Here is a 17,178-nt window from a genome sequence, read left to right as displayed (position 1 = left end):
TCGAGCTCGGCGGGAGTCATCTCACTCTCCGGCGACCCGTGACAGTCCGAACAGCAGGGCGAGAGCCGCGGAGATGGTGTCTCGCCGCGTCTCGATCGGGGCGTAGTGATGCGTGAAGCCGTTCTCGTCGACGACGGTGACTCGGACGATCGCGGAGCCGCGTGCGGGAAGGGAGGCTCCCGTTCCGGGCACATCTCGCATCATGACGCGGAAAGCCAGATGCTGATCGCGATCGCGACCGGCACCCAGAATCCGACAAGCGCGACGACGACACCGATGACGAAGCCGCGGGCATGCCGAACGTTCCACGATCGTTCGGTCTCCGTGGCGCGGTCGTCGAGGGCGGATCTCATCGTGATCGTCGTCGATCGCGCGTTGTGCTTCAGCACGTGATTCTCCTTCCAGGACCTGTTCTTCGTGGGGCCCGCACGGGGGATACCGATTCGGCCGGGAAATGACGCGACTCCGGGAATTCCGTTGAAGGTTCAGGCAATTCCCGAATATCGCGTCATGGAGTCGCGCGATCGACATCCCCTCTCTGGGGCCCAGTAATTCACGGCCCCGGTCGGCCCCGTACGGGGCCGATCGATCACGACCGAGAGATCGGCCGACAGAGGAGAAATCACATGAACGTCATTTCGAAAGCGTGGAAGGCGGGCGCGGTCGCGGTTCTGGTCGCCGCTGCCGTGTCGGGGAGTGCGATGGGTGCGTCGGCGGCGACGACCGTGGGCCCGGCGGATCCGAACCAGGTTCGGAGCCCCGGGCAGACCGGCACGCTGTACACCCCGACCGTCGTCTCATCGACCGCCGCGGGCACGAACGACGGCGCGAAGCTCGACTTCTTCGCGCCGCAGGGATCGACGTTCCCCTCGGCCGACGTCACCTACTTCAAGCGCGACGGGAGTGGTGCAGTGGTGTCAACGGGAAAGGCCGCCAACTGCACGCTCGTCTCGTCCACTCAGATCAGCTGCGATTGGACGACCGTCCGGCTGACCATCCCCGCAGCGGCGGCCAACGCCACCTCCGCCCCTGACCAGTACTACACGGTGCCGATCCAGGTGAACGCGGACGCTCCGTTCAACACCCGGTTCGACGGCCGGATGGTCGTCACCCGCACCGGCACGGACGCTCCCACCGCTCTGTCCGTGACCTCGGGTGAGGGGACCTTCGGGTTCTCGACGCCCGCCCAGGCCGACAGCCCGGTGATCGACCCGATGGTGGGCGGCGGTGTCGCCGCGGCCGGCGTGCTGGCTCTCGGGACGCTCGGATTCGCGGCTACCCGTCGCAAGCGCTCCGTCGAGTCCGCGGGCGTCTGATGGACGTGCGGAAAGAGTCGGCAGGGAACAGCCGTGTATAGCCCGGGCGCCGGTGCGCAGCCCGTGCTGATCACCGGTGGAACCCTCGCCGCGACCGGCGGTGTCTCACCGACGGCAGCCCTCGCGGTCGCCGCGGTGGTGCTCTTCGTCGGGGTGCTGCTCCGGATCCGCACGCACCGTCTCCACCGCACGACCCCCTAGAACCCATGGGGTCCGATTCGTTCAGGCACGAATCGGACCCCATGGCGGCAAGAAGAAAGGCAGGACGCCATGTCGTCCGATCAGCTTCGGCGTCGAAGCCGCACGCACGACAGCGCGACGCGACCCGGGTGGGGGCAGCGCGCCCTCGCTCTCGCCGCCATCCTCGCGGCTGCGGCATCCCTCGTCTTCATCGAGTGGATCACCGCCGCCGAAGCCCTGGCGACGGCATTCTGGACGAACCCGCTCTTGCCCGGGGGCGTCCTCGCGGCGAGGGACAACTTCGTCGTCCAGGTCGACGGCACGCCGATCGCCTTCCACGTCACGCCGGGATGTTCGGCGGCGGTGCTGCTGGCCCCGGCTCTCGTCGTCTACGGCGTGATCCTGCTGGTCCGTCGGATACCGCTCGTTCGCGCGGTCGTGGCGGGCGTGGTCATGTTCGTGGTCATCGTCGTGACCAATCAGCTCCGGCTCGGAATGATCGGGTGGGCGAGCCAGACGTGGGGAATGGACGTGGGATACCAGATCTCACACCGGTACGTGGGATCCGCCCTCGCCATCGTCGGGTTCTGTGCGGGTGTCGTCCTGCTGTTCCTGCTGACGAGCCGGCAACGCCGAACGCGACGGAACGTCACCGTCTGATGCTGTCGCTCTTCTCGTCGATCTCCTTGGTACTGACCGTCTCGTTCCTGACGTACGTGGCATTCATCCTCGTCCCGTTCATCCGACGCAGGCCCGAGGTCCCCGGTGATCCTGACCGCTTCCAGTGGCACATCTTCGTGCCGTGCCGCGACGAAGAGGCGGTGATCGCGACGACCATCCGCCGACAGCGCGAGCGATTTCCCGGAGCGCACCTGTGGGTCGTCGACGACGACAGTGACGACGAAACCGCCGCGATCGTGCTCGCGCACGCTGCCACGGACGATCATGTGCACCTCGTCCGCCGATTCCGCCCCGAGGCGCGCACCGGCAAGGGCGACGCGCTCAACAGTGCCTACGCCGCGCTGAACGACTGGCTGGGCTCGGATGCCGACCGCGAGGGCGTGATCGTCTGCGTGGTCGACGCCGACGGGGAGATGGCATCCACCGCCCTGAGCGCGGTCGCCTCCGACACCTGTTTCGGCGACCCCCGGGTGGGGGCCGCCCAGATCACCGTCTGGATGAAGAACCGCGACGACCGGCAGCCGTACCCCCACAAGGGTCGCGCGGCGAACATGCTGGCGCGGTACCTCATCCGCATGCAGGACATGGAGTTCCGCACGATCATCCCGGCCATGCAGGCTCTACGCTCGCGCACCGGCACGGTCGGACTGGGCGGGAACGGCCAGTTCACGCGCTTGTCCGTCCTGGATGCCATCGCAGAACAGTTCGGACGACCGTGGCACGGCGCACTGTTGGAAGACTACGAACTCGGGCTCCACGTCATCTTCGCGGGATACGAGAACCGCCACGTCCACTCGACCTACGTCGCCCAGGAGGCTCTCCCCAGCCTCCGGCGGCTCATCGTGCAGCGCTCCCGGTGGTCGCAGGGCAACATTCAGTGCGTCAAATACCTGCCGGAGATCATCCGCTCGTCGCACTTCGACTCCGGAGGGGTTCTCGAGAGCGTCTACTACCTCTTCCTCCCGTTCATCCAGCTCATCGGCGCCGTGGTGTTCGCCGTGCTGTGGGGACTCCTCGCTGCCGCGTTCATCGCGACACCCGTGAGCCTCGCGGACGACTGGACCTTCCTGGGCCTGTCGATCGTGCTCTGGGCCGTCTTCGGCCTGTCGCCCTTCTTCATCTGGGCGGTGCTCTACAAGGTCCAGTGCGAACCACGCTCGAGCTGGCCGACGACGCTCGCGCGCGGTGTCGGGCTCTGGATCTTCGTGCTCTACATCTTCCTGTCGACCGCGCGCGCCTTCTGGCGGGTCGTACGCGGCAAGAACGGCTGGGCCAAGACCCGCCGCAACGCTGAACTCCACGTCGTCGGACCGACGGCGAAAGACCAATGATCCGAAACGGAGCCCTCGTGAAGACGTCCGATCCCGCCACCGCCCCGCTCTCCTCCTCGTCGCGCATGTCGAAGAAGACTCCGCAGCGACGCAAGAGCTCGTCCGGGCTGCCGCCCCGTGCGGCCGTCGCTCTCCTGTACGCGCTCACCCTGATCGTCGATCTGACCATCGTCGGCGCCGGGGCGGCGCTGCTGTGGCAGTTCGCGGGGTCGACCGTGGTCGATGGTCCGTTCTGGCTCCGAGTGAGCGTGTTCCTTCTCCTGACGGTCCTCTTCGGTGTGCGCTCCGTTGCTCAGCGCGCATTGCTGCGCCGACTGACCGCCCGCTACCTCGCGCGCTTCCGCGCCACCGCGGTGCAGCTCGCGACCCATGCGGCCCTACTTCTGGCCGGAGTGATCGTCTGGTCCTCGACCAGCAGCTACTTCCTCGGGTGGGTGGTTTGCTTCGCGGCATCCGTCATGGCTGTCGGATACTTCTGGATGCTCGTGTCGTGCCTCGCCGTCGAACAGACGCTGTCGATCGTGGTCCAGCGACTGGTCGGCATGCTCGGGGGCGTCGTCGGTCTCATCGCGACCGCGCCCGTGCACGCGTGGGCCGACGGGATCATCGAATCGATCGTGGTGATGGTCACCGGGGCGATCCTCCTGGCCGCGATCACGCTCTTCTGGGGCGCCGCGCTCGCCGAGGACACGGCCGAGGAGGGGAGCACAGCCGAGGGTGCGACGTCAGATCACTGAGGCGGAGCGGTCGGTCGCCTCAGCCGTCCTCCGCCGTCAGCTCACCCGTGGTGCCCCAGGGCACGGTCATCGCCCACCGGCCCTCGGCATCGGCGACGGCCGTGCCGATGACGGCGGACGCCGCGCGGACCTTCACCGCGCGTCCCGGCGCCGTGTGCCCGGTGACGGCGATCGCGTCGCCGGTCGGATCGATCGTGTCGACCGCCGGGGCGCCCGCCGGGGGAGCGGGCGGTACGTCGACGGTCCACTCGCGGTCGAACGCTCGCTCGCCCGCCGTGGTCGTCAGTTCCAGATGGGCGGAGCCGTCGAAGGAACCCGAGGGGATTTCGTCGGCAACGGCGAGTCGCAGGTAGATCCGGCGCGTGTCACCCGTGCGCCAGACCCATTCCCGAGGGTCGGTGGCATCCTCGTTGACGGCGGTGACGTCGCATCGGAGAACCGAGCCGTCGGCGTCACCGACGCAGCCGGTGAATGCGAGCGCGGATGCCGATCTGCCCGCCCCGCCATATTCGTAGTCGTTGACGAGAACCTCCTGGGGCAGGAACCTCGTGCCGGCGGGTGCCTGGAAGATCGCGGAGGAGCCCGCGACTCCGCCCGTGCGCTGGGTCAGAGGCGGACCGTCGTTCTCGATCGCGACGGTGGCGATCCCCTGGCCACCCGCTCGAATGCTCGAGAGCGTGAACACGCTCGACAAGCTCGGGGATGCCGTCTGCTCGGCGTTCTCGACGCGGCCGGCCTCACGGCTCGCCAACGGCGAAGTCGAGGGCTCCGTGCGTGCCGGGATCCACACGGGATCGGCCTCGGCGGGGGGCGTCGGCCCGGCTGGCTCGGCGGTGGTGACCGTCGGGGGGATTGCAGGGGCACCCAGGCTGGTGGGCGCGGGCGCGGCGGCAGGCGCGGCAGCAGATGCGGTGGTCGGCTCGGGGAGGGGGGCCGAGAGGGCGCCCCAGGCGACCAACGAGGCGATCGCTGCTGCGGCGACGATTCCGGTTGCTGTCAGCGCCGCCGTGATCCCGGAGAGCGATGCGCGGGACAGCGTGCGTACCGACGGGCGTCGTCGACGAGCGGTCGTTGCTGTCAGTGGTGCGGCGCTGGCGCTGGGGGGTTCCACGAAGACGGGTCCGGTGACGCCGGCCAGGAGGACGATCACGCTCACCCCGATCGGCAGGACCGCCAGGTGGCCCGCGTCGCGGATCACCGCGGAGCACGGGATGCAGTCATCGACATGAGCCTGGAACCGCGCTCGCTGGCGCGGTGTCAGCGCGAGACAGACGTACCGCCCGACGCGCTCTCGCACCCAACGGTGTTCGCCGGTCCCCAGGTCCTCCCCGACGTGGGCCTGTACCCACGCCTGCTTCAAGGCTTCTCGTGCACGGTACGAGAGCGCCGCGACGCTGTTGGGCTGCAGTCCGAACCGTTGCGCCAGTTCGGCGGGTCGCTGCCCCTGGATCTCCGTCGCCCAGAGAATCTGCTGCCACTGATCGGGAAGGGAACGCAACGCCTCCTGCAGCTTGGCCCGGTTGGCGAGCGCGACGAGGGAAGCGCCCATCTCCGCGTCATAACCGGGCTCTTCGATGTCATCGAGCGACCGTTCCCCGGGAAGCTTGGCCCATCGAGCCGCGACGTTGCGGATCGTGACGAACAGATAGGGGCGGAAGGCCCCGGTCGGGCCCCCGCCTTTCTGCAGTGCCGAGAAGATCCGGAGGAATGCCTCGGATGCCAGGTCCTCCGGGTCGAAACGACGAGTCAGAGTGGCGGCATATCGCCGCGCCGCACTGTGGTGCTGTCGCCACAATTCGCGCATCGCCTCGGACGATCCGGCTCTGGCGGAATCGAGGAGATGACCTTCTGCCGGGGACTGTGCGGTTTGCGTCATTCTGCGCAGCTCCTTCGGTCGTTTCGGGTAAACGACCAAACGAATGATCACAAGGACTTCTTCTCGTTTGTGAAAATGCACGAACTACCCTTGATTGGCCCTCTCCATGCAGAAATCGACCGTCCCCGATGAAATCGACCTGGCGATCTTCCACGCGCTCGAGCTCGCTCCCCGCGCGTCGTGGACGACGGTGGGCGCTGCAGTCGGAATCGACGCGGCCACGGCTGCGCGGAGATGGGAGGCGATGCGAGCAGCGAACCGTGCGTACATCACGTCGTATCCGTTGTTCACTCGGGAAGGCCGCGGGGCGTTCGTCGAGATCGCATGCCGTGCGGATCGCGTTCGGGACGTCGCGTCGAGGGTGGCCCGTGATTCGCATGCGCTGCGCGTCGATATCGTCAGCGGACGAAGCTCGATCTTCGTCGTGACTGTGGCGACGAGCGCTGCAGGCCTCAACTCCTTCATTCTCGATCGCCTTCCGCGCATCCCGAACGTGGAGAGAGTCGTCGCGCATCCCGTTGTCGCTGTCCACGCGGAGGGGGGATTCGCGGCGGCCGGGGCTCTGTCGCGTAGCGCTCGTCGGATCCTCCCGAAGCCGCGCCGGGGCACCATCGTCCCGTCGGCAGTGCCCGTGGACGACCTCGATTGGCGAATCTGTGTCGAGCTCGCTCGCGACGGTCGTGCATCGATCGCGCAGCTCTCTCGCACGACCGGCGCGCCGCCGTCCACCGTCGCGCGTCGACTGCGTCGACTCGACGCGGAAGGCGCGCTGCGCGTGCGTGCCCTTCTCGCCCCGTCCGCATCGGTGGGCGGGGTTCTGGTGTGGCTGGGCGTCCGGGTCCCCCCGGTCGGTGTCTCCGAGGTGGTGCGCACCATCGCGCGCTTCGCCGGGGTGATCTCGGTGAGTCTGGTTGCGGGCGACTACAACCTCTTCGTGGAGGTCGCCCTTCCCCATTTGGCGGCTCTGGAACCCTTCGAGGCGAGCGTCCAGCGGGCGGACCCGGAAATCCGCATCGTGGCCCGCATGGTCGTGCTCCATCACGTGCGGCAACTCTCCCGGATCTTCGATGCGCAGGGCGACGTGGCCGAGATCGCGTCGATCGATCTGCGCTGAGCCGTCTCGGATCCGCGTCATTTTCGATGCGCGGCGCGCTCCTCTCTTCAGCGCCCGTGTCGGGCGCATCGGAATGAGCGGATGCGAGGAATTCGAGATGGTCAGAGTCGAGCCCAGGGGTGCGCGATGAGTCTCGCCGGGAAGGTCGCCGTCGTCTACGGCACCAGACCGGAGATCATCAAGCTGGCGCCAGTCATCACGCAGCTGGTCGACGATGCGTTCGTGGTCGACTCCGGTCAGCACTACGACCACGAGCTCTCCGGTCAGTACCGGGCCGTGTTCGGCATCGGTGAGCCCGACGTGCGCCTGGACGGGGTCGGGGGGAAGTCGCGGGCCGAGCAGATCTCCCGCATGCTGGTCGGCCTCACCCGGGTCTTCGAAGAGCAGCGGCCCGGGATCGTGCTCGTCCAAGGAGACACCAACACGGTCTCCGCGGCGGCTCAGGCGGCGAACTATCTCGGCATCCCCGTCGGTCACGTCGAAGCCGGACTCCGCTCCTACGACCGGGCGATGCCGGAAGAGATCAACCGCCTCGTCGCGGGCGCACTGTCCGATGTGCACTTCGCTCCGACTCGCCGCAGCGCCGTCAATCTCATCAATGAGGGTGTCGACCGCGAGCGCGTCATGGTGACCGGGAACACGGTCGTGGAGGCCACTCACCGGGCCATCCGTCAGAGCGCACGCCCGGTGGCATCCTGGTTTCCGAACGGGTCGATCCCGCCGGCCTTCGCGGTCGCGACGATTCACCGCCCGGAGAACACGGATTCCGCTCCGGCGCTCGCGCGCGTCCTGCGGGGTCTGCAGGGCCTGGCGATGCCGGTGCTCTTCTTCGTCCATCCGCGTACCCGCGCGGCGATCGAGCGTTTCGGGTTGCAGCGGGAGACGAACGGCCTGATCATGCACCCGTCACCCGGGTCAGCGGACTTCCTGCAGGTGCTCTCGGCCGCGACGGTCGTGGTATCCGACTCGGGGGGCGTCCAGGAAGAGTCGACCGTCCTGAAGGTGCCCGTGGCGGTCGTCCGGAAGAGCACGGAGCGTCCTGAGGCCGTCGACGCGGGGTGGGCGACTTTGGTTCGTCCGGGGACGGACATCGCCACCGCCGTGGCGCGGTTGCTCCGCTCCGATCGTCCCGATCCCTCCGTCCCCACCCCCTACGGCGACGGCGCGGCCAGCCTGCGCATCGCCGCAGTCGCGCGTCTCATCGCGGAGGGGCGAGAGCCGGCCGTGGCGCTGCGGCTCGCGAGCGATCATGCCGGGCAGGAGGCGCCGTCCGACGCGGTCATGGACTCCGGCTCCGCCACGCGATGATGTCTGTCTCGACGGAGCCCGAACGACGGGAGCGACGGTCAGGCCGCGTCGGGGATCGGGTGGCGGAGGCCGACGGTATCCGCGACGGCACCCAGGCGGTCATCGAAAGTGGCCAGCGGCAACCGAGCGTGGTGCGCGACCGCGAGAACGCACGTATCCGGCATCTTCATCCCGTGATCGGCTCGCAGGCGGGCGAGCAGCAGCGGCTCGGTGGGACCGATGTCGGCCACCTCGATGCCCAGGCTCTGCAGACGAGACCACAATGCGGCGTCTTTGTCCTGCTTCGCGGCACCGACCAGTGTCTCGGCGGCCGTGAGCGGGTGCATCAGGAAGGGACCGCGTTCGAGGGTGATCAGCCTCTTCGCACGCTCGTGATGTGCGTCGCCGGGGGAGAGCAGGGCGATGATCACTCCGGCATCCAGGACGATCACTCGGGCCACTCGGCCCTCAGCTCTTCGAGGTAGCCCTTGGGGGAGATGCCGGCGAATTCTCCGACGAGTGCGTCGATGCTCCGGCGCCGGGCCGCCACCGTTGCGGGCTCGAGCGCCTCGATCGTCCGGGCGCCCTCCAGTACGAGGTGAGTCAGCAGGACGGAGGGGCTTTCTCCGGGCCATCGAAGTCGTGCGATGCGCAGCGCCTCTTCGATCTCGGCCGTGTGAGTGACCTGCGTGCGCATCCGAGTCGTCGGCATGGAGTGAGTGTACCACTCTGGCGCAGGTGCACCACCTTCCGGATTCCACGACCCTCACGGCGGCGGGCAGTGGAAATGACGGCCTCATCGGCTCGCCCCGTCCGTCTCGCGCCGCGGGAAGGCGAGAATGCCGCATATGAGGCTCCCGCACCGATCGCCGTCCACCCCCTGCCGACCGGCCGTTCGATGACGTCCCGCACGACGGAAACGCGCGCGATTCCCGAGCCCGCGGCGGACGAGGGCGACCCGTCGACTCCGTCGACGAGCGGTGTCGCCCGCACGATGACGTCTCCGGTCTTCGTCGCGGTGGTGTTCGCGGCGACGGTGGTGCAGGTGTGCAGCGATCCGATCCTGGCCATCTCGAGCGGTACCGGACAGTGGACGCACACCCTCCCGCCGCAGGTGGTCATCGCGCTGACCGCCCTCGTCTGTCTCGTCCAGGCGATCTGCGTGTCGCGTGCGGCATCGCGGCCCGAGCTCGCGATGCTCGGCACGACCGCGTGCTACCTGCTGGTGGCCGTGGTGCTCGGCGTGCCCACCTGGGCGACTCCGATGCAGTTGGTCGTCGGGATCTCGATGTTCGCGCTCGGTGCCGCCCGGCCCGTCGCGGTGGCGGCGCCGTGGGCGGCCTCCGTCGTCGTCGTCGCGTGCCTGGCGCTGGGCGGATGGGCGGCGAGCGTGGGCGCGCCGCCGGAAGCGGTCGTCAGCTTCCTGCTCACGGAGGGCGTCGCACTGGCGTCCGTCTCCTTCGCGGGCGTCGCGCTCGGCATCCTCTACGCCGTGCTCGAGCGTCGGGCCGAGCGGGAGCGTCGGCGGGCCGCCGACCTCCAGCTGCAGCAGGCCGAGGCCATCGAGGCGTCGAGGACCGCGGAACGGGGTCGGATCGCGCAGGAGCTCCACGACGTCGCCGGCCAGCACCTCGCGGGGCTCGTGTCGCTGTGCGACGCGTCCGCCGACCTGGCGCCCGCGCACCCCCAGCAGGCGCTCCAGCTCATCGACGAGGTGCGGGCCGAGGGGCGCTACGCCGCGGCCAGTCTCTACGGCGCGCTCGGCGATCTCCGGGCGGTCGAGGCCACCGCGCATACGCCGACGCCTGATCTCCGCCACATCGACGGGCTCGTCGAGTTCTGGCGGGAACGCGGCAAGGACGTCTCGGCCGAAACCGAGGGCGACCCGGAGACGCTGCCGGCGGTGGTCTCGACGACGGCGTACCGCGCCATCCAGGAAGCGCTGTCCAACGCCGCCAAGCACGCGGCCGGCGCACCGGTCCGCATCCGGATCCACGTCGCGCCGGAACGCCTGGTCACGGTGGTGCACAACGATGCTCCCCGGCGCCTCCGCGACGGCGAACCCGGTCTCGGACTGGGCTGGGGGTTGGATAGCCTGCGCCAGAAGCTCACCCTGGTCGACGGGACGCTCGAGGCGGGTTCCGACGGGGCGGGGGGCTGGCGTGTGGAGGTGGACATCCCGCTTCCCCGGACGATGGAGGCATGACGTGACCGAGAGCGGATCGATCCGCGTGCTGATCGCCGACGACAACCGACCCTTCCGTCGGGGCGTCCGACTGCGACTGGAGCACGCGGACGGGATCGTCGTCGTCGGCGAGGCCGGGACGGGGCGGGATGCCGTGAAGGCGGCGATCGCCGAGCACGCGGACGTGGTCCTGATGGATCTGGAGATGCCCGAGATGAACGGCATCGACGCCACGCGCGCCGTGGTCGAGGAGTCGTACGGCGTCACCCGCGTGATCGCGCTGACCAGCCACGGAGAGGATCACCTGGTGATGAGCGCGCTGGACAGCGGGGCATCGGGGTACCTCCTCAAGACCCATGACAGCTCTCAACTCGTCGACGCGATCCGCGCCGCCCACCGCGGCGATGCCCTGATGTCGTCGCGCGTGACACGGTCGGTGCTCACCGACATCGCCCGCCGCCGGGTCACGGCGGAGGACCGCGCGCGAGCGGCATCCCTCAGCCCGTCCGAGGCGCGCGTCGTGAGCCTGCTCAGCGATGGCATCACCTCCAACGAGCAGCTCGCCGCGGAGCTCGTCGTCTCGGTGAACACCGTCCGCAGCCACGTCCAGTCGTCGATGCGCAAGGTCGGTGCCGCCGATCGCACTCAGCTCGCGCTCTGGGGAGTGCGCGTCCGATCGGTGCTCACGGCTCATCCGATCGGATGATTTCCGCCGACCGTCCCCCGCGGGGCGGCGTGGGGGCGGAATGTCGGAGATTCATCGGTTGACCTGCCCAATCCTCTGGGCGCGCCGCGCCCTCGGCGACCACGGAGTCGGCCCCGACGCGGCAGCGCGCGTCCGCGCACCCGCACACCATGTCCACGCGCCGTGGCCTTCCGGCGCGGGCGAGGCGGTGGGCGGGGCATGGACGCGATCTATCCGGTGTTCGCCCGCGCGGACCGCATCTTCTACGAGCACCCCGGGCGCGCCCGCGTCGCCGCCGACGACCCGGCTTTCGCCGCGACGGTGCCGGCGTCGTGGCGTCGAGCGGATGACGGCATCTGGACGTACTACGAGCCCGCCGGGGCGGTCCTCCCCGAACAGGGGTGGAAGATCCACCTCAGCACGACCCCGGCTGCGGCGCCGGCGATTCTGCGGATCGTCTCCGACCACTGCGTGCGTGGGCGTATCCCGTTCAAGCACCTGTCCCGCGAGAGCGTGCTCGCCGCCTCGAACGGCAAGGATGCCGGTCGCGAGGGGTCGGGCAAGTTCGTCACGATCTATCCCTCCACCATCGGAGAGCTCGAGCGATCGCTGAGGGAACTCGGACGGCGGACGGCCGATTTCGACGGACCGCACATCCTGTCCGATCTGCGATGGACCCGCGGGCCCGTGTTCGTGCGGTACGGCGGGTTCCTTCGGATGCTGATCGAGGTCGACGGCGTACCGACCCCCGCGGTCAGACACCCCGACGGGCACCTCGTGCCCGACGTCCGCAGCCCGGGCTTCGAGCCGCCCTCCTGGGTCGAGATCCCGCCGTTCCTGCGCGATGCGGTACGGGAACTCGGCGAGCTCCGGCCCCCGGACGGGTTCCCGCAGATCACGGGAGTGCTCCACCATTCGAACGCCGGGGGCGTCTACACGGCCGTCGAGGGCGGGCGTGACGCCGTGGTGAAGGAGGCCCGGCCGTTCGCCGGCGTCACGGTCGACGGCCTGACCGCCGTGGATCGTGCCGCGCGCGAAGCCCACGCCCTGCGCACGATCGCGGCGCCGGGGACGGTCGAGCTGATCCGCGAGTTCGAGGCGCTGGGGCACCGCTACCTCGTGCTCGGCCGCGCGCGGGGCGTGCCGCTGCACCAGGCGGTGGTCGCTCGGCATCCGCTGGTCTCCGCCGACTGCACCGCGTCCGACGTCGCGGAGTATCGGCGGTGGGCCGTGGCGCTGGCCGCCCGCATCGCCCGGGTGGTCGACGACGTGCACGCCGCCGGCTTCTCGCACGGAGATCTGCACCCGGGCAACGTCCTGGTCGACGACGACGGGGCCGTCACCCTCATCGACTTCGAGATGGCGCGGAGCGCCGCCGAGAACGCGCCGGTCGCCATCGGGGCACCCGGTTTCGTGGCCCCGGACTTCGCCGAGCCCGAGGCCCGCGCCGGGCGGGCGGGCGACCTGTTCGCGTTGCGTCGGATCCTGCTCTTCCTGTTCGCACCGCTCACGCCGGTCCTCGACCTGCACGTGGAGAAGGAGCGCGAGGTGCGGGCGTGGGTCGTCGAGCGCTTCGGGCTGGGCGCCGCCGACCGGGACGCGCTGGGCTTCGCCGCCGATCCGGTCCTCCCGGCCGAGGCCGTGGATCGGGACGACCGGATCGCGGCCGCCGCGCGACAGCTCGTCGCGGATGCCACCCCCGAGCGGGAGGACCGGCTGTGGCCGGGCGACCCCGCGCAGTTCGACGAGCCCGCGTACGCGGTCGCGCACGGGGCCCTCGGCCCCCTCCTCGCGCTGCACGCCGCGACCGGCACCGTCCCGGAAGACGCGGCCGGGTGGGCGGCCCGCGCCATGCGGACCGCGCCGCCGCAGTCCGGTCTGTTCGACGGACTGGCGGGCGCCGCGGCGGCGTGGGAGGAGCTCGGCGACGAAGCCCACGCGGATGAAGCGATCGCGCGCTGCCTCGATGCGCCGCTCCGATGGAGCTCGCCGGGTCTGTACGGCGGACCGCTGGGCACCGCACTGGGGTTGCTGCGTTCAGCGGGGCGGCATCCGGAGCTCGTCGATGTCGCTCGCCACATGTTCGACGAAGCGGCCGATCGCGCGGACGGATGGGCCGGCGCCGGGCCAGGGAAGGTGGCGACCGGGGCCGGCGGGCTGCTCCGCGGACCCAGTGGCGCCGCGATCGTGGCTCTGTCCCTGTACGACCGCCAGGCCGACACCGCACTCCTGGCGCTGGCCGAGGCGGCCGTCCGCCAGGATCTCGAGAGCTGTCTGCGGGCGTCCGACGGTTCCCTGCAGATGAACGAGGGCTGGCGTCTGCTGCCGTACCTGGGCTCCGGTTCCGCCGGCGTGGGGCATGCTCTCGCCGCAGTGATCGAACGACACCCGGCGACACCTCTCGCCTCGCAGCTCCGCTCGCTCGCGCGTGCCGCTGAACCCGAGTTCGTCCTCGAACCCGGCCTCTTCCAGGGCCGCGCGGGTCTCCTCCTCTTCCTTGCCGGGATGCCGCGCGCGGCGGACGGCACGGAGGATGCCGCCGTCGCCCGCGTTCGCGTCCGCCACGAACGGTCCCTCACGCTCCACGCGATCCCGCGGCCGGTGGGCACCGGGTATCCCGGTCGCGCGCTTCTTCGGCTCTCGTGCGACCTCGGAACCGGATCGGCGGGCGTGCTGTGGGCGCTCGCCGCCGTCCGCGACGGTCAGCGCCGCACGCTGCCGTTCCTCGACCTCCCCCCGGTCCACGCCGCCCGCGCGGTCATGACATCGGAGAGGGGGTGACACCGATGGGATATTTGCTCTCCCTGCAGACGCTCGAGCGCGCTGAGTCCGAGCGCAGCGAGGTCTTCGCGAGCTCGTGGAGCACCGGGATCTGCTACAGCAGCACATCGACCGGCCTCTGCCACTAGACCGAGACCGAAGGTGCGGGCACGGGGCCACGGCGCCGTCGCCCGCATCTTTCGTCTTCGGCGGGGCAGGGAGGGGCGAGGGCCGCCCCCAACTCCGGCCCCCGCCCGCATCGGCATCCGACCCGAACGGATGCCGCCTGCATCGAGACCATCGACGCGTGAGCGGAGTGTCCCTGCGTGCCGACGGTAACCCCGCGATTCACCCCATCGGCGCCCGAACATTCACCTCGCCGACCCGAATTCCGAGGAATTCCGCTGGATCCCGCCCGTCCGGCGCCTCACCGTCGCGAACAGACCGACCCGAAATGTCATCCGATCGGATGAGGGTCAGTCGTCGAGCAGCCGTTGCCAGTCGGCGGGGACGCGCCCGGCCGGCCCGGGGACGGGCTGGGTCACGGGATGACTACGCGGCGGGGCGAGCAGGGGTCCGTCGATGAACGCCGCGGTGCGGTAGTCCCAGAACCAGTCCTCGCCCGGCTCGAAGCTCTGGATCACCGGATGCCCGCTCGTGTGGGCGTGCCGCGTCGCGTGCCGGTTCAGGGAGTCGTCGCAGCACCCGATGTGACCGCATTCGGCGCACCGGCGCAGATGCAGCCACCACGAGCCCTCGGCCTCGCACTCGACGCATCCCGTGCCGCTCGGCGGGACCTCGGGGCGGATGGCATCCCGGTCGTCGCCCATGTCACTTCTCCGCCGTGGTGTAGCCGGCGTCGCGGAGGGCGCGGCGGATGTCCAGCACCGTCTGCTCGTCGATGTCCTTGTGCCGCGGGGGAGTGAGGACGAGGACGGTGTCGCCCAGGCGGACCTTCACCTTGCCGTTGTGCTCCTCGGCGACCTCGCCGACCTCGCGCAGCAACCCGAGCACGTCGTGCCACTCGAGGTTGTGCGAGGTGGGGTGCTGCTCGAGGTGGAACAGGGTCGTGCGGTGGTTCTCGGTGAGGTCGTGCGTGTCGGACATCGTGGTGCTCCTCGGTTCTCGCGTCGGTGCAGCCGAACGTACTCGCGGCCGCCGGGGGCGCCATCCGACGGGCGTCGAGACCTCGATGGACCGACGTCGAGCGGGTCAGGTCGCGCTCGTGCGTCGGTTGTGCCGGGCGACGACGACGACGTGCGGTGCGAGGAGGAGGAGCGCCAGGGAGCCCCCTACCGCGACAGCCGCCACCCACCCGGGGCGGCCCCAGGTGGCGCTGAACATCCCTGTCCCGAAGACGATGGCCGCCGTCGCGACCGCGCGCAGGACGACCGCTCGGCGGGGGGCCTTCGCCGGGTTCGCCCACACCGGCATCCGTTCGCCCGGGTAGGCCCTCAGGGTGAGCCCCAGCGACCACCACCAGAGCGCGAGACCGACGACGACCAGAACGAGCCACCCCATCGCCCCATCCGAACACGGAGGTGGAGAGCGCGCAAGGGATGCCTCTGGTGCGGCGGGGCACCCGAAGGTATGATCGCGTAACGAACAGACGTTCGCTGAACGAACAGAGGAACCATGATCGACAAGACCGTGCCGGACGTCGCGGTAGCCGTGGCGGGCATCGCCGACGGCGCGACCGTGATGATCGGCGGATTCGGCCGCGCCGGGCAGCCCGTCGAACTCATCGACGCGCTCATCGCGCACGGCGCCCGCGACCTCACCGTCGTCAACAACAACGCCGGCAACGGCGATACGGGTCTCGCCGCCCTGCTGAAGGCCGGGCAGGTGCGCAAGATGATCTGCTCGTTCCCGCGGCAGAGCGACTCGTGGGTCTTCGACGCGCTGTACCGGGAGGGGAAGGTCGAACTCGAACTGGTGCCCCAGGGGAACCTCGCCGAACGCATCCGCGCGGCCGGCGCCGGAATCGGCGGCTTCTTCACGCCGACCGGATACCGCACCCAGCTCGCCGAGGGCAAGGAGACGCGGCGCATCGACGGCCGCGACTACGTCCTCGAGTACCCCATCCACGCCGACGTCGCGCTCATCAGCGCCTTCCGCGCCGACCGCTGGGGCAACCTCGTCTACCGCGAGACCGCGCGCAACTTCGGACCGATCATGGCGGCGGCGGCGAAGACCACGGTCGTGCAGGTCGACGAGATCGTGGCCCTCGGCGACCTCGATCCCGAGGCCGTCATCACGCCCGGCCTGTACGTCGACCGGGTCGTGGCCGTGGGCGAACGCCCCTGGCTGCGCGACGGCGTCTTCGCCGGCGGAGTCGACATCGAGGGGCGCCCGCTCGCCCGGGAAGGGGTCGACGCATGAGCACCCGCGTCTCCCGCACCGCGCTCGCCGCGCGCGTGGCATCCGACATCCCCGAAGGGGCCGTCGTCAATCTCGGCATCGGCGCCCCCACGCTCGTGGCGGATTACCTGCCCGAGGGGCTCGAGATCGTGCTGCATACCGAGAACGGAATGTTGGGAATGGGTCCCGCGCCCATCGAGGGCTCGGTCGATCCCGACCTGATCAATGCTGGAAAGCAGCAGGTCACCGCCCTCGCCGGCGCAGCCTACTTCCACCACGCCGATTCGTTCGCGATGATGCGCGGCGGCCACCTCGACGTGTGCGTGCTCGGGGCGTTCCAGGTGTCGGCATCCGGTGATCTGGCGAACTGGTCGACCGGGGAGCCGGGGGCGATCCCGGCGGTCGGCGGGGCGATGGACCTCGCGATCGGCGCGAAGGACGTCTACGTGATGACCGACCTGCTCACCAAGCAGGGGGCGCCGAAGCTCGTCGAGGCGTGCACCTACCCGCTCACCGGCGTCGGCTGCGTCTCGCGTGTCTACACCGACCACGGCGTCTTCGACGTCACCCCCGACGGCTTCCGCGTGCGGGAACTGTTCGGCGACAACACGCACGCCGAGATCGAGCAACTGCTCGGTCTGACGCTGATCGACCGAGGAGCCTGA

General features: G+C 69.9%; 20 protein-coding genes. 12 read left to right on the top strand and 8 right to left on the bottom strand.

Annotation, left to right across the window (positions count from 1 at the left end; all coding sequences use genetic code 11):
• Window positions 1-21: 21 nt before the first annotated feature.
• The gene (locus BW982_RS18225; protein WP_175611077.1) at window positions 22-192 is read right to left on the bottom strand and encodes a hypothetical protein; all 171 of its coding nucleotides are present in this window, start codon (window positions 190-192) and stop codon (window positions 22-24) included.
• 8 nt (window positions 193-200) lie between these two features.
• Window positions 201-389 (bottom strand): hypothetical protein, encoded by a 189-nt coding sequence (locus tag BW982_RS09505; RefSeq protein WP_076492651.1) that lies wholly within the window; start codon window positions 387-389, stop codon window positions 201-203.
• Between the two features lie 237 nt (window positions 390-626).
• Between BW982_RS09505 and BW982_RS09500 the strand changes: the two genes are divergently transcribed.
• The 5 genes from BW982_RS09500 (at window position 627) to BW982_RS09485 (ending at window position 4,245) form a co-directional block, all read left to right on the top strand.
• A complete protein-coding gene (locus tag BW982_RS09500) occupies window positions 627-1,316 on the top strand; it encodes a hypothetical protein (RefSeq protein ID WP_076492649.1) in 690 nt (229 codons plus the stop codon).
• Window positions 1,317-1,349: 33 nt separating this feature from the next.
• On the top strand, window positions 1,350-1,517 hold the full coding sequence (locus tag BW982_RS18220) for a hypothetical protein (protein ID WP_175611076.1): 168 nt from the start codon (window positions 1,350-1,352) through the stop codon (window positions 1,515-1,517).
• Window positions 1,518-1,586: 69 nt separating this feature from the next.
• Window positions 1,587-2,156, top strand: a complete 570-nt coding sequence (locus BW982_RS09495; RefSeq protein WP_076492646.1) for an exosortase/archaeosortase family protein — start codon at window positions 1,587-1,589, stop codon at window positions 2,154-2,156.
• The gene (locus BW982_RS09490; protein WP_076492644.1) at window positions 2,156-3,508 is read left to right on the top strand and encodes an XrtP-associated glycosyltransferase; all 1,353 of its coding nucleotides are present in this window, start codon (window positions 2,156-2,158) and stop codon (window positions 3,506-3,508) included. Before BW982_RS09495 ends, BW982_RS09490 begins: the two co-directional genes overlap by 1 nt.
• Before the next feature lie 17 nt (window positions 3,509-3,525).
• Window positions 3,526-4,245, top strand: coding sequence for a hypothetical protein (locus BW982_RS09485; RefSeq protein WP_139327389.1), 720 nt, complete (start codon window positions 3,526-3,528; stop codon window positions 4,243-4,245).
• Window positions 4,246-4,264: 19 nt separating this feature from the next.
• Here the strand turns inward: BW982_RS09485 and BW982_RS09480 are convergent, their stop codons facing one another.
• On the bottom strand, window positions 4,265-6,121 hold the full coding sequence (locus BW982_RS09480; protein WP_083696615.1) for a sigma-70 family RNA polymerase sigma factor: 1,857 nt from the start codon (window positions 6,119-6,121) through the stop codon (window positions 4,265-4,267).
• A gap of 106 nt (window positions 6,122-6,227) precedes the next feature.
• Here BW982_RS09480 and BW982_RS09475 point away from each other — a divergent pair, with 106 nt between their 5' ends.
• Complete coding sequence (locus tag BW982_RS09475; protein WP_076492638.1) at window positions 6,228-7,235, top strand: Lrp/AsnC family transcriptional regulator; 1,008 nt, start codon at window positions 6,228-6,230, stop codon at window positions 7,233-7,235.
• A gap of 126 nt (window positions 7,236-7,361) precedes the next feature.
• On the top strand, window positions 7,362-8,543 hold the full coding sequence (gene wecB, locus BW982_RS09470; RefSeq protein ID WP_076492636.1) for a non-hydrolyzing UDP-N-acetylglucosamine 2-epimerase: 1,182 nt from the start codon (window positions 7,362-7,364) through the stop codon (window positions 8,541-8,543).
• A 38-nt stretch (window positions 8,544-8,581) separates the two neighbouring features.
• Here the strand turns inward: wecB and BW982_RS18215 are convergent, their stop codons facing one another.
• A complete protein-coding gene (locus BW982_RS18215) occupies window positions 8,582-8,983 on the bottom strand; it encodes a type II toxin-antitoxin system VapC family toxin (protein WP_175611075.1) in 402 nt (133 codons plus the stop codon).
• Window positions 8,971-9,234: a hypothetical protein gene (locus BW982_RS18210; protein ID WP_175611074.1), complete on the bottom strand. Its 264-nt coding sequence runs from the start codon at window positions 9,232-9,234 to the stop codon at window positions 8,971-8,973. The genes BW982_RS18215 and BW982_RS18210 overlap by 13 nt, the downstream gene beginning before the upstream one ends.
• 186 nt (window positions 9,235-9,420) lie before the next feature.
• Here BW982_RS18210 and BW982_RS18515 point away from each other — a divergent pair, with 186 nt between their 5' ends.
• The 3 genes from BW982_RS18515 (at window position 9,421) to lanKC (ending at window position 14,173) form a co-directional block, all read left to right on the top strand.
• Window positions 9,421-10,728, top strand: a complete 1,308-nt coding sequence (locus BW982_RS18515; protein ID WP_083696613.1) for a sensor histidine kinase — start codon at window positions 9,421-9,423, stop codon at window positions 10,726-10,728.
• A 1-nt stretch (window position 10,729) separates the two neighbouring features.
• Entirely contained in the window at window positions 10,730-11,413 is a 684-nt protein-coding gene (locus tag BW982_RS09450) for a response regulator (RefSeq protein WP_076492625.1), read from the top strand.
• Window positions 11,414-11,611: 198 nt separating this feature from the next.
• Window positions 11,612-14,173 carry a class III lanthionine synthetase LanKC gene (gene lanKC, locus BW982_RS09445; protein WP_076492622.1) on the top strand — a complete coding sequence of 854 codons (2,562 nt, stop codon included), beginning with the start codon at window positions 11,612-11,614 and terminating at the stop codon, window positions 14,171-14,173.
• A 455-nt stretch (window positions 14,174-14,628) separates the two neighbouring features.
• Here lanKC and BW982_RS09440 read toward each other — a convergent pair whose 3' ends face one another.
• The 3 genes from BW982_RS09440 to BW982_RS09430 all read right to left on the bottom strand — a co-directional run bounded on the left by BW982_RS09440 (window position 14,629) and on the right by BW982_RS09430 (window position 15,673).
• Entirely contained in the window at window positions 14,629-14,982 is a 354-nt protein-coding gene (locus BW982_RS09440) for a UBP-type zinc finger domain-containing protein (RefSeq protein WP_076492619.1), read from the bottom strand.
• A 1-nt stretch (window position 14,983) separates the two neighbouring features.
• Window positions 14,984-15,259, bottom strand: coding sequence for a hypothetical protein (locus BW982_RS09435; protein WP_076492617.1), 276 nt, complete (start codon window positions 15,257-15,259; stop codon window positions 14,984-14,986).
• A 105-nt stretch (window positions 15,260-15,364) separates the two neighbouring features.
• On the bottom strand, window positions 15,365-15,673 hold the full coding sequence (locus tag BW982_RS09430) for a hypothetical protein (RefSeq protein ID WP_076492615.1): 309 nt from the start codon (window positions 15,671-15,673) through the stop codon (window positions 15,365-15,367).
• A 114-nt stretch (window positions 15,674-15,787) separates the two neighbouring features.
• Here BW982_RS09430 and BW982_RS09425 point away from each other — a divergent pair, with 114 nt between their 5' ends.
• Together BW982_RS09425 and BW982_RS09420 are read left to right on the top strand one after the other, a co-directional pair.
• Window positions 15,788-16,534 carry a 3-oxoacid CoA-transferase subunit A gene (locus BW982_RS09425; RefSeq protein ID WP_076492612.1) on the top strand — a complete coding sequence of 249 codons (747 nt, stop codon included), beginning with the start codon at window positions 15,788-15,790 and terminating at the stop codon, window positions 16,532-16,534.
• A complete protein-coding gene (locus BW982_RS09420) occupies window positions 16,531-17,178 on the top strand; it encodes a 3-oxoacid CoA-transferase subunit B (RefSeq protein ID WP_076492609.1) in 648 nt (215 codons plus the stop codon). The genes BW982_RS09425 and BW982_RS09420 overlap by 4 nt, the downstream gene beginning before the upstream one ends.

Source organism: Microbacterium sp. RURRCA19A, assembly GCF_900156455.1.
In the GTDB taxonomy this organism is placed as follows: Bacteria; Actinomycetota; Actinomycetes; order Actinomycetales; family Microbacteriaceae; genus Microbacterium.
Note: the sequence above shows the minus strand (reverse complement) of the source record. Positions and strands in the feature narration are given on the sequence as shown.

Bases quoted from the DNA above. Each gene is read 5' to 3' on its own strand.
- BW982_RS09500 (WP_076492649.1), top strand. From the start codon at position 627: ATGAACGTCATTTCGAAAGCGTGGAAGGCGGGCGCGGTCGCGGTTCTG.
- BW982_RS09495 (WP_076492646.1), top strand. From the start codon at position 1,587: ATGTCGTCCGATCAGCTTCGGCGTCGAAGCCGCACGCACGACAGCGCG.
- BW982_RS09490 (WP_076492644.1), top strand. From the start codon at position 2,156: ATGCTGTCGCTCTTCTCGTCGATCTCCTTGGTACTGACCGTCTCGTTC.
- BW982_RS09480 (WP_083696615.1), bottom strand. From the start codon at position 6,121: ATGACGCAAACCGCACAGTCCCCGGCAGAAGGTCATCTCCTCGATTCC.
- BW982_RS09475 (WP_076492638.1), top strand. From the start codon at position 6,228: ATGCAGAAATCGACCGTCCCCGATGAAATCGACCTGGCGATCTTCCAC.
- wecB (WP_076492636.1), top strand. From the start codon at position 7,362: ATGAGTCTCGCCGGGAAGGTCGCCGTCGTCTACGGCACCAGACCGGAG.
- BW982_RS18210 (WP_175611074.1), bottom strand. From the start codon at position 9,234: ATGCCGACGACTCGGATGCGCACGCAGGTCACTCACACGGCCGAGATC.
- BW982_RS18515 (WP_083696613.1), top strand. From the start codon at position 9,421: ATGACGTCCCGCACGACGGAAACGCGCGCGATTCCCGAGCCCGCGGCG.
- lanKC (WP_076492622.1), top strand. From the start codon at position 11,612: ATGGACGCGATCTATCCGGTGTTCGCCCGCGCGGACCGCATCTTCTAC.
- BW982_RS09440 (WP_076492619.1), bottom strand. From the start codon at position 14,982: ATGGGCGACGACCGGGATGCCATCCGCCCCGAGGTCCCGCCGAGCGGC.
- BW982_RS09435 (WP_076492617.1), bottom strand. From the start codon at position 15,259: ATGTCCGACACGCACGACCTCACCGAGAACCACCGCACGACCCTGTTC.
- BW982_RS09430 (WP_076492615.1), bottom strand. From the start codon at position 15,673: ATGGGGTGGCTCGTTCTGGTCGTCGTCGGTCTCGCGCTCTGGTGGTGG.
- BW982_RS09425 (WP_076492612.1), top strand. From the start codon at position 15,788: ATGATCGACAAGACCGTGCCGGACGTCGCGGTAGCCGTGGCGGGCATC.
- BW982_RS09420 (WP_076492609.1), top strand. From the start codon at position 16,531: ATGAGCACCCGCGTCTCCCGCACCGCGCTCGCCGCGCGCGTGGCATCC.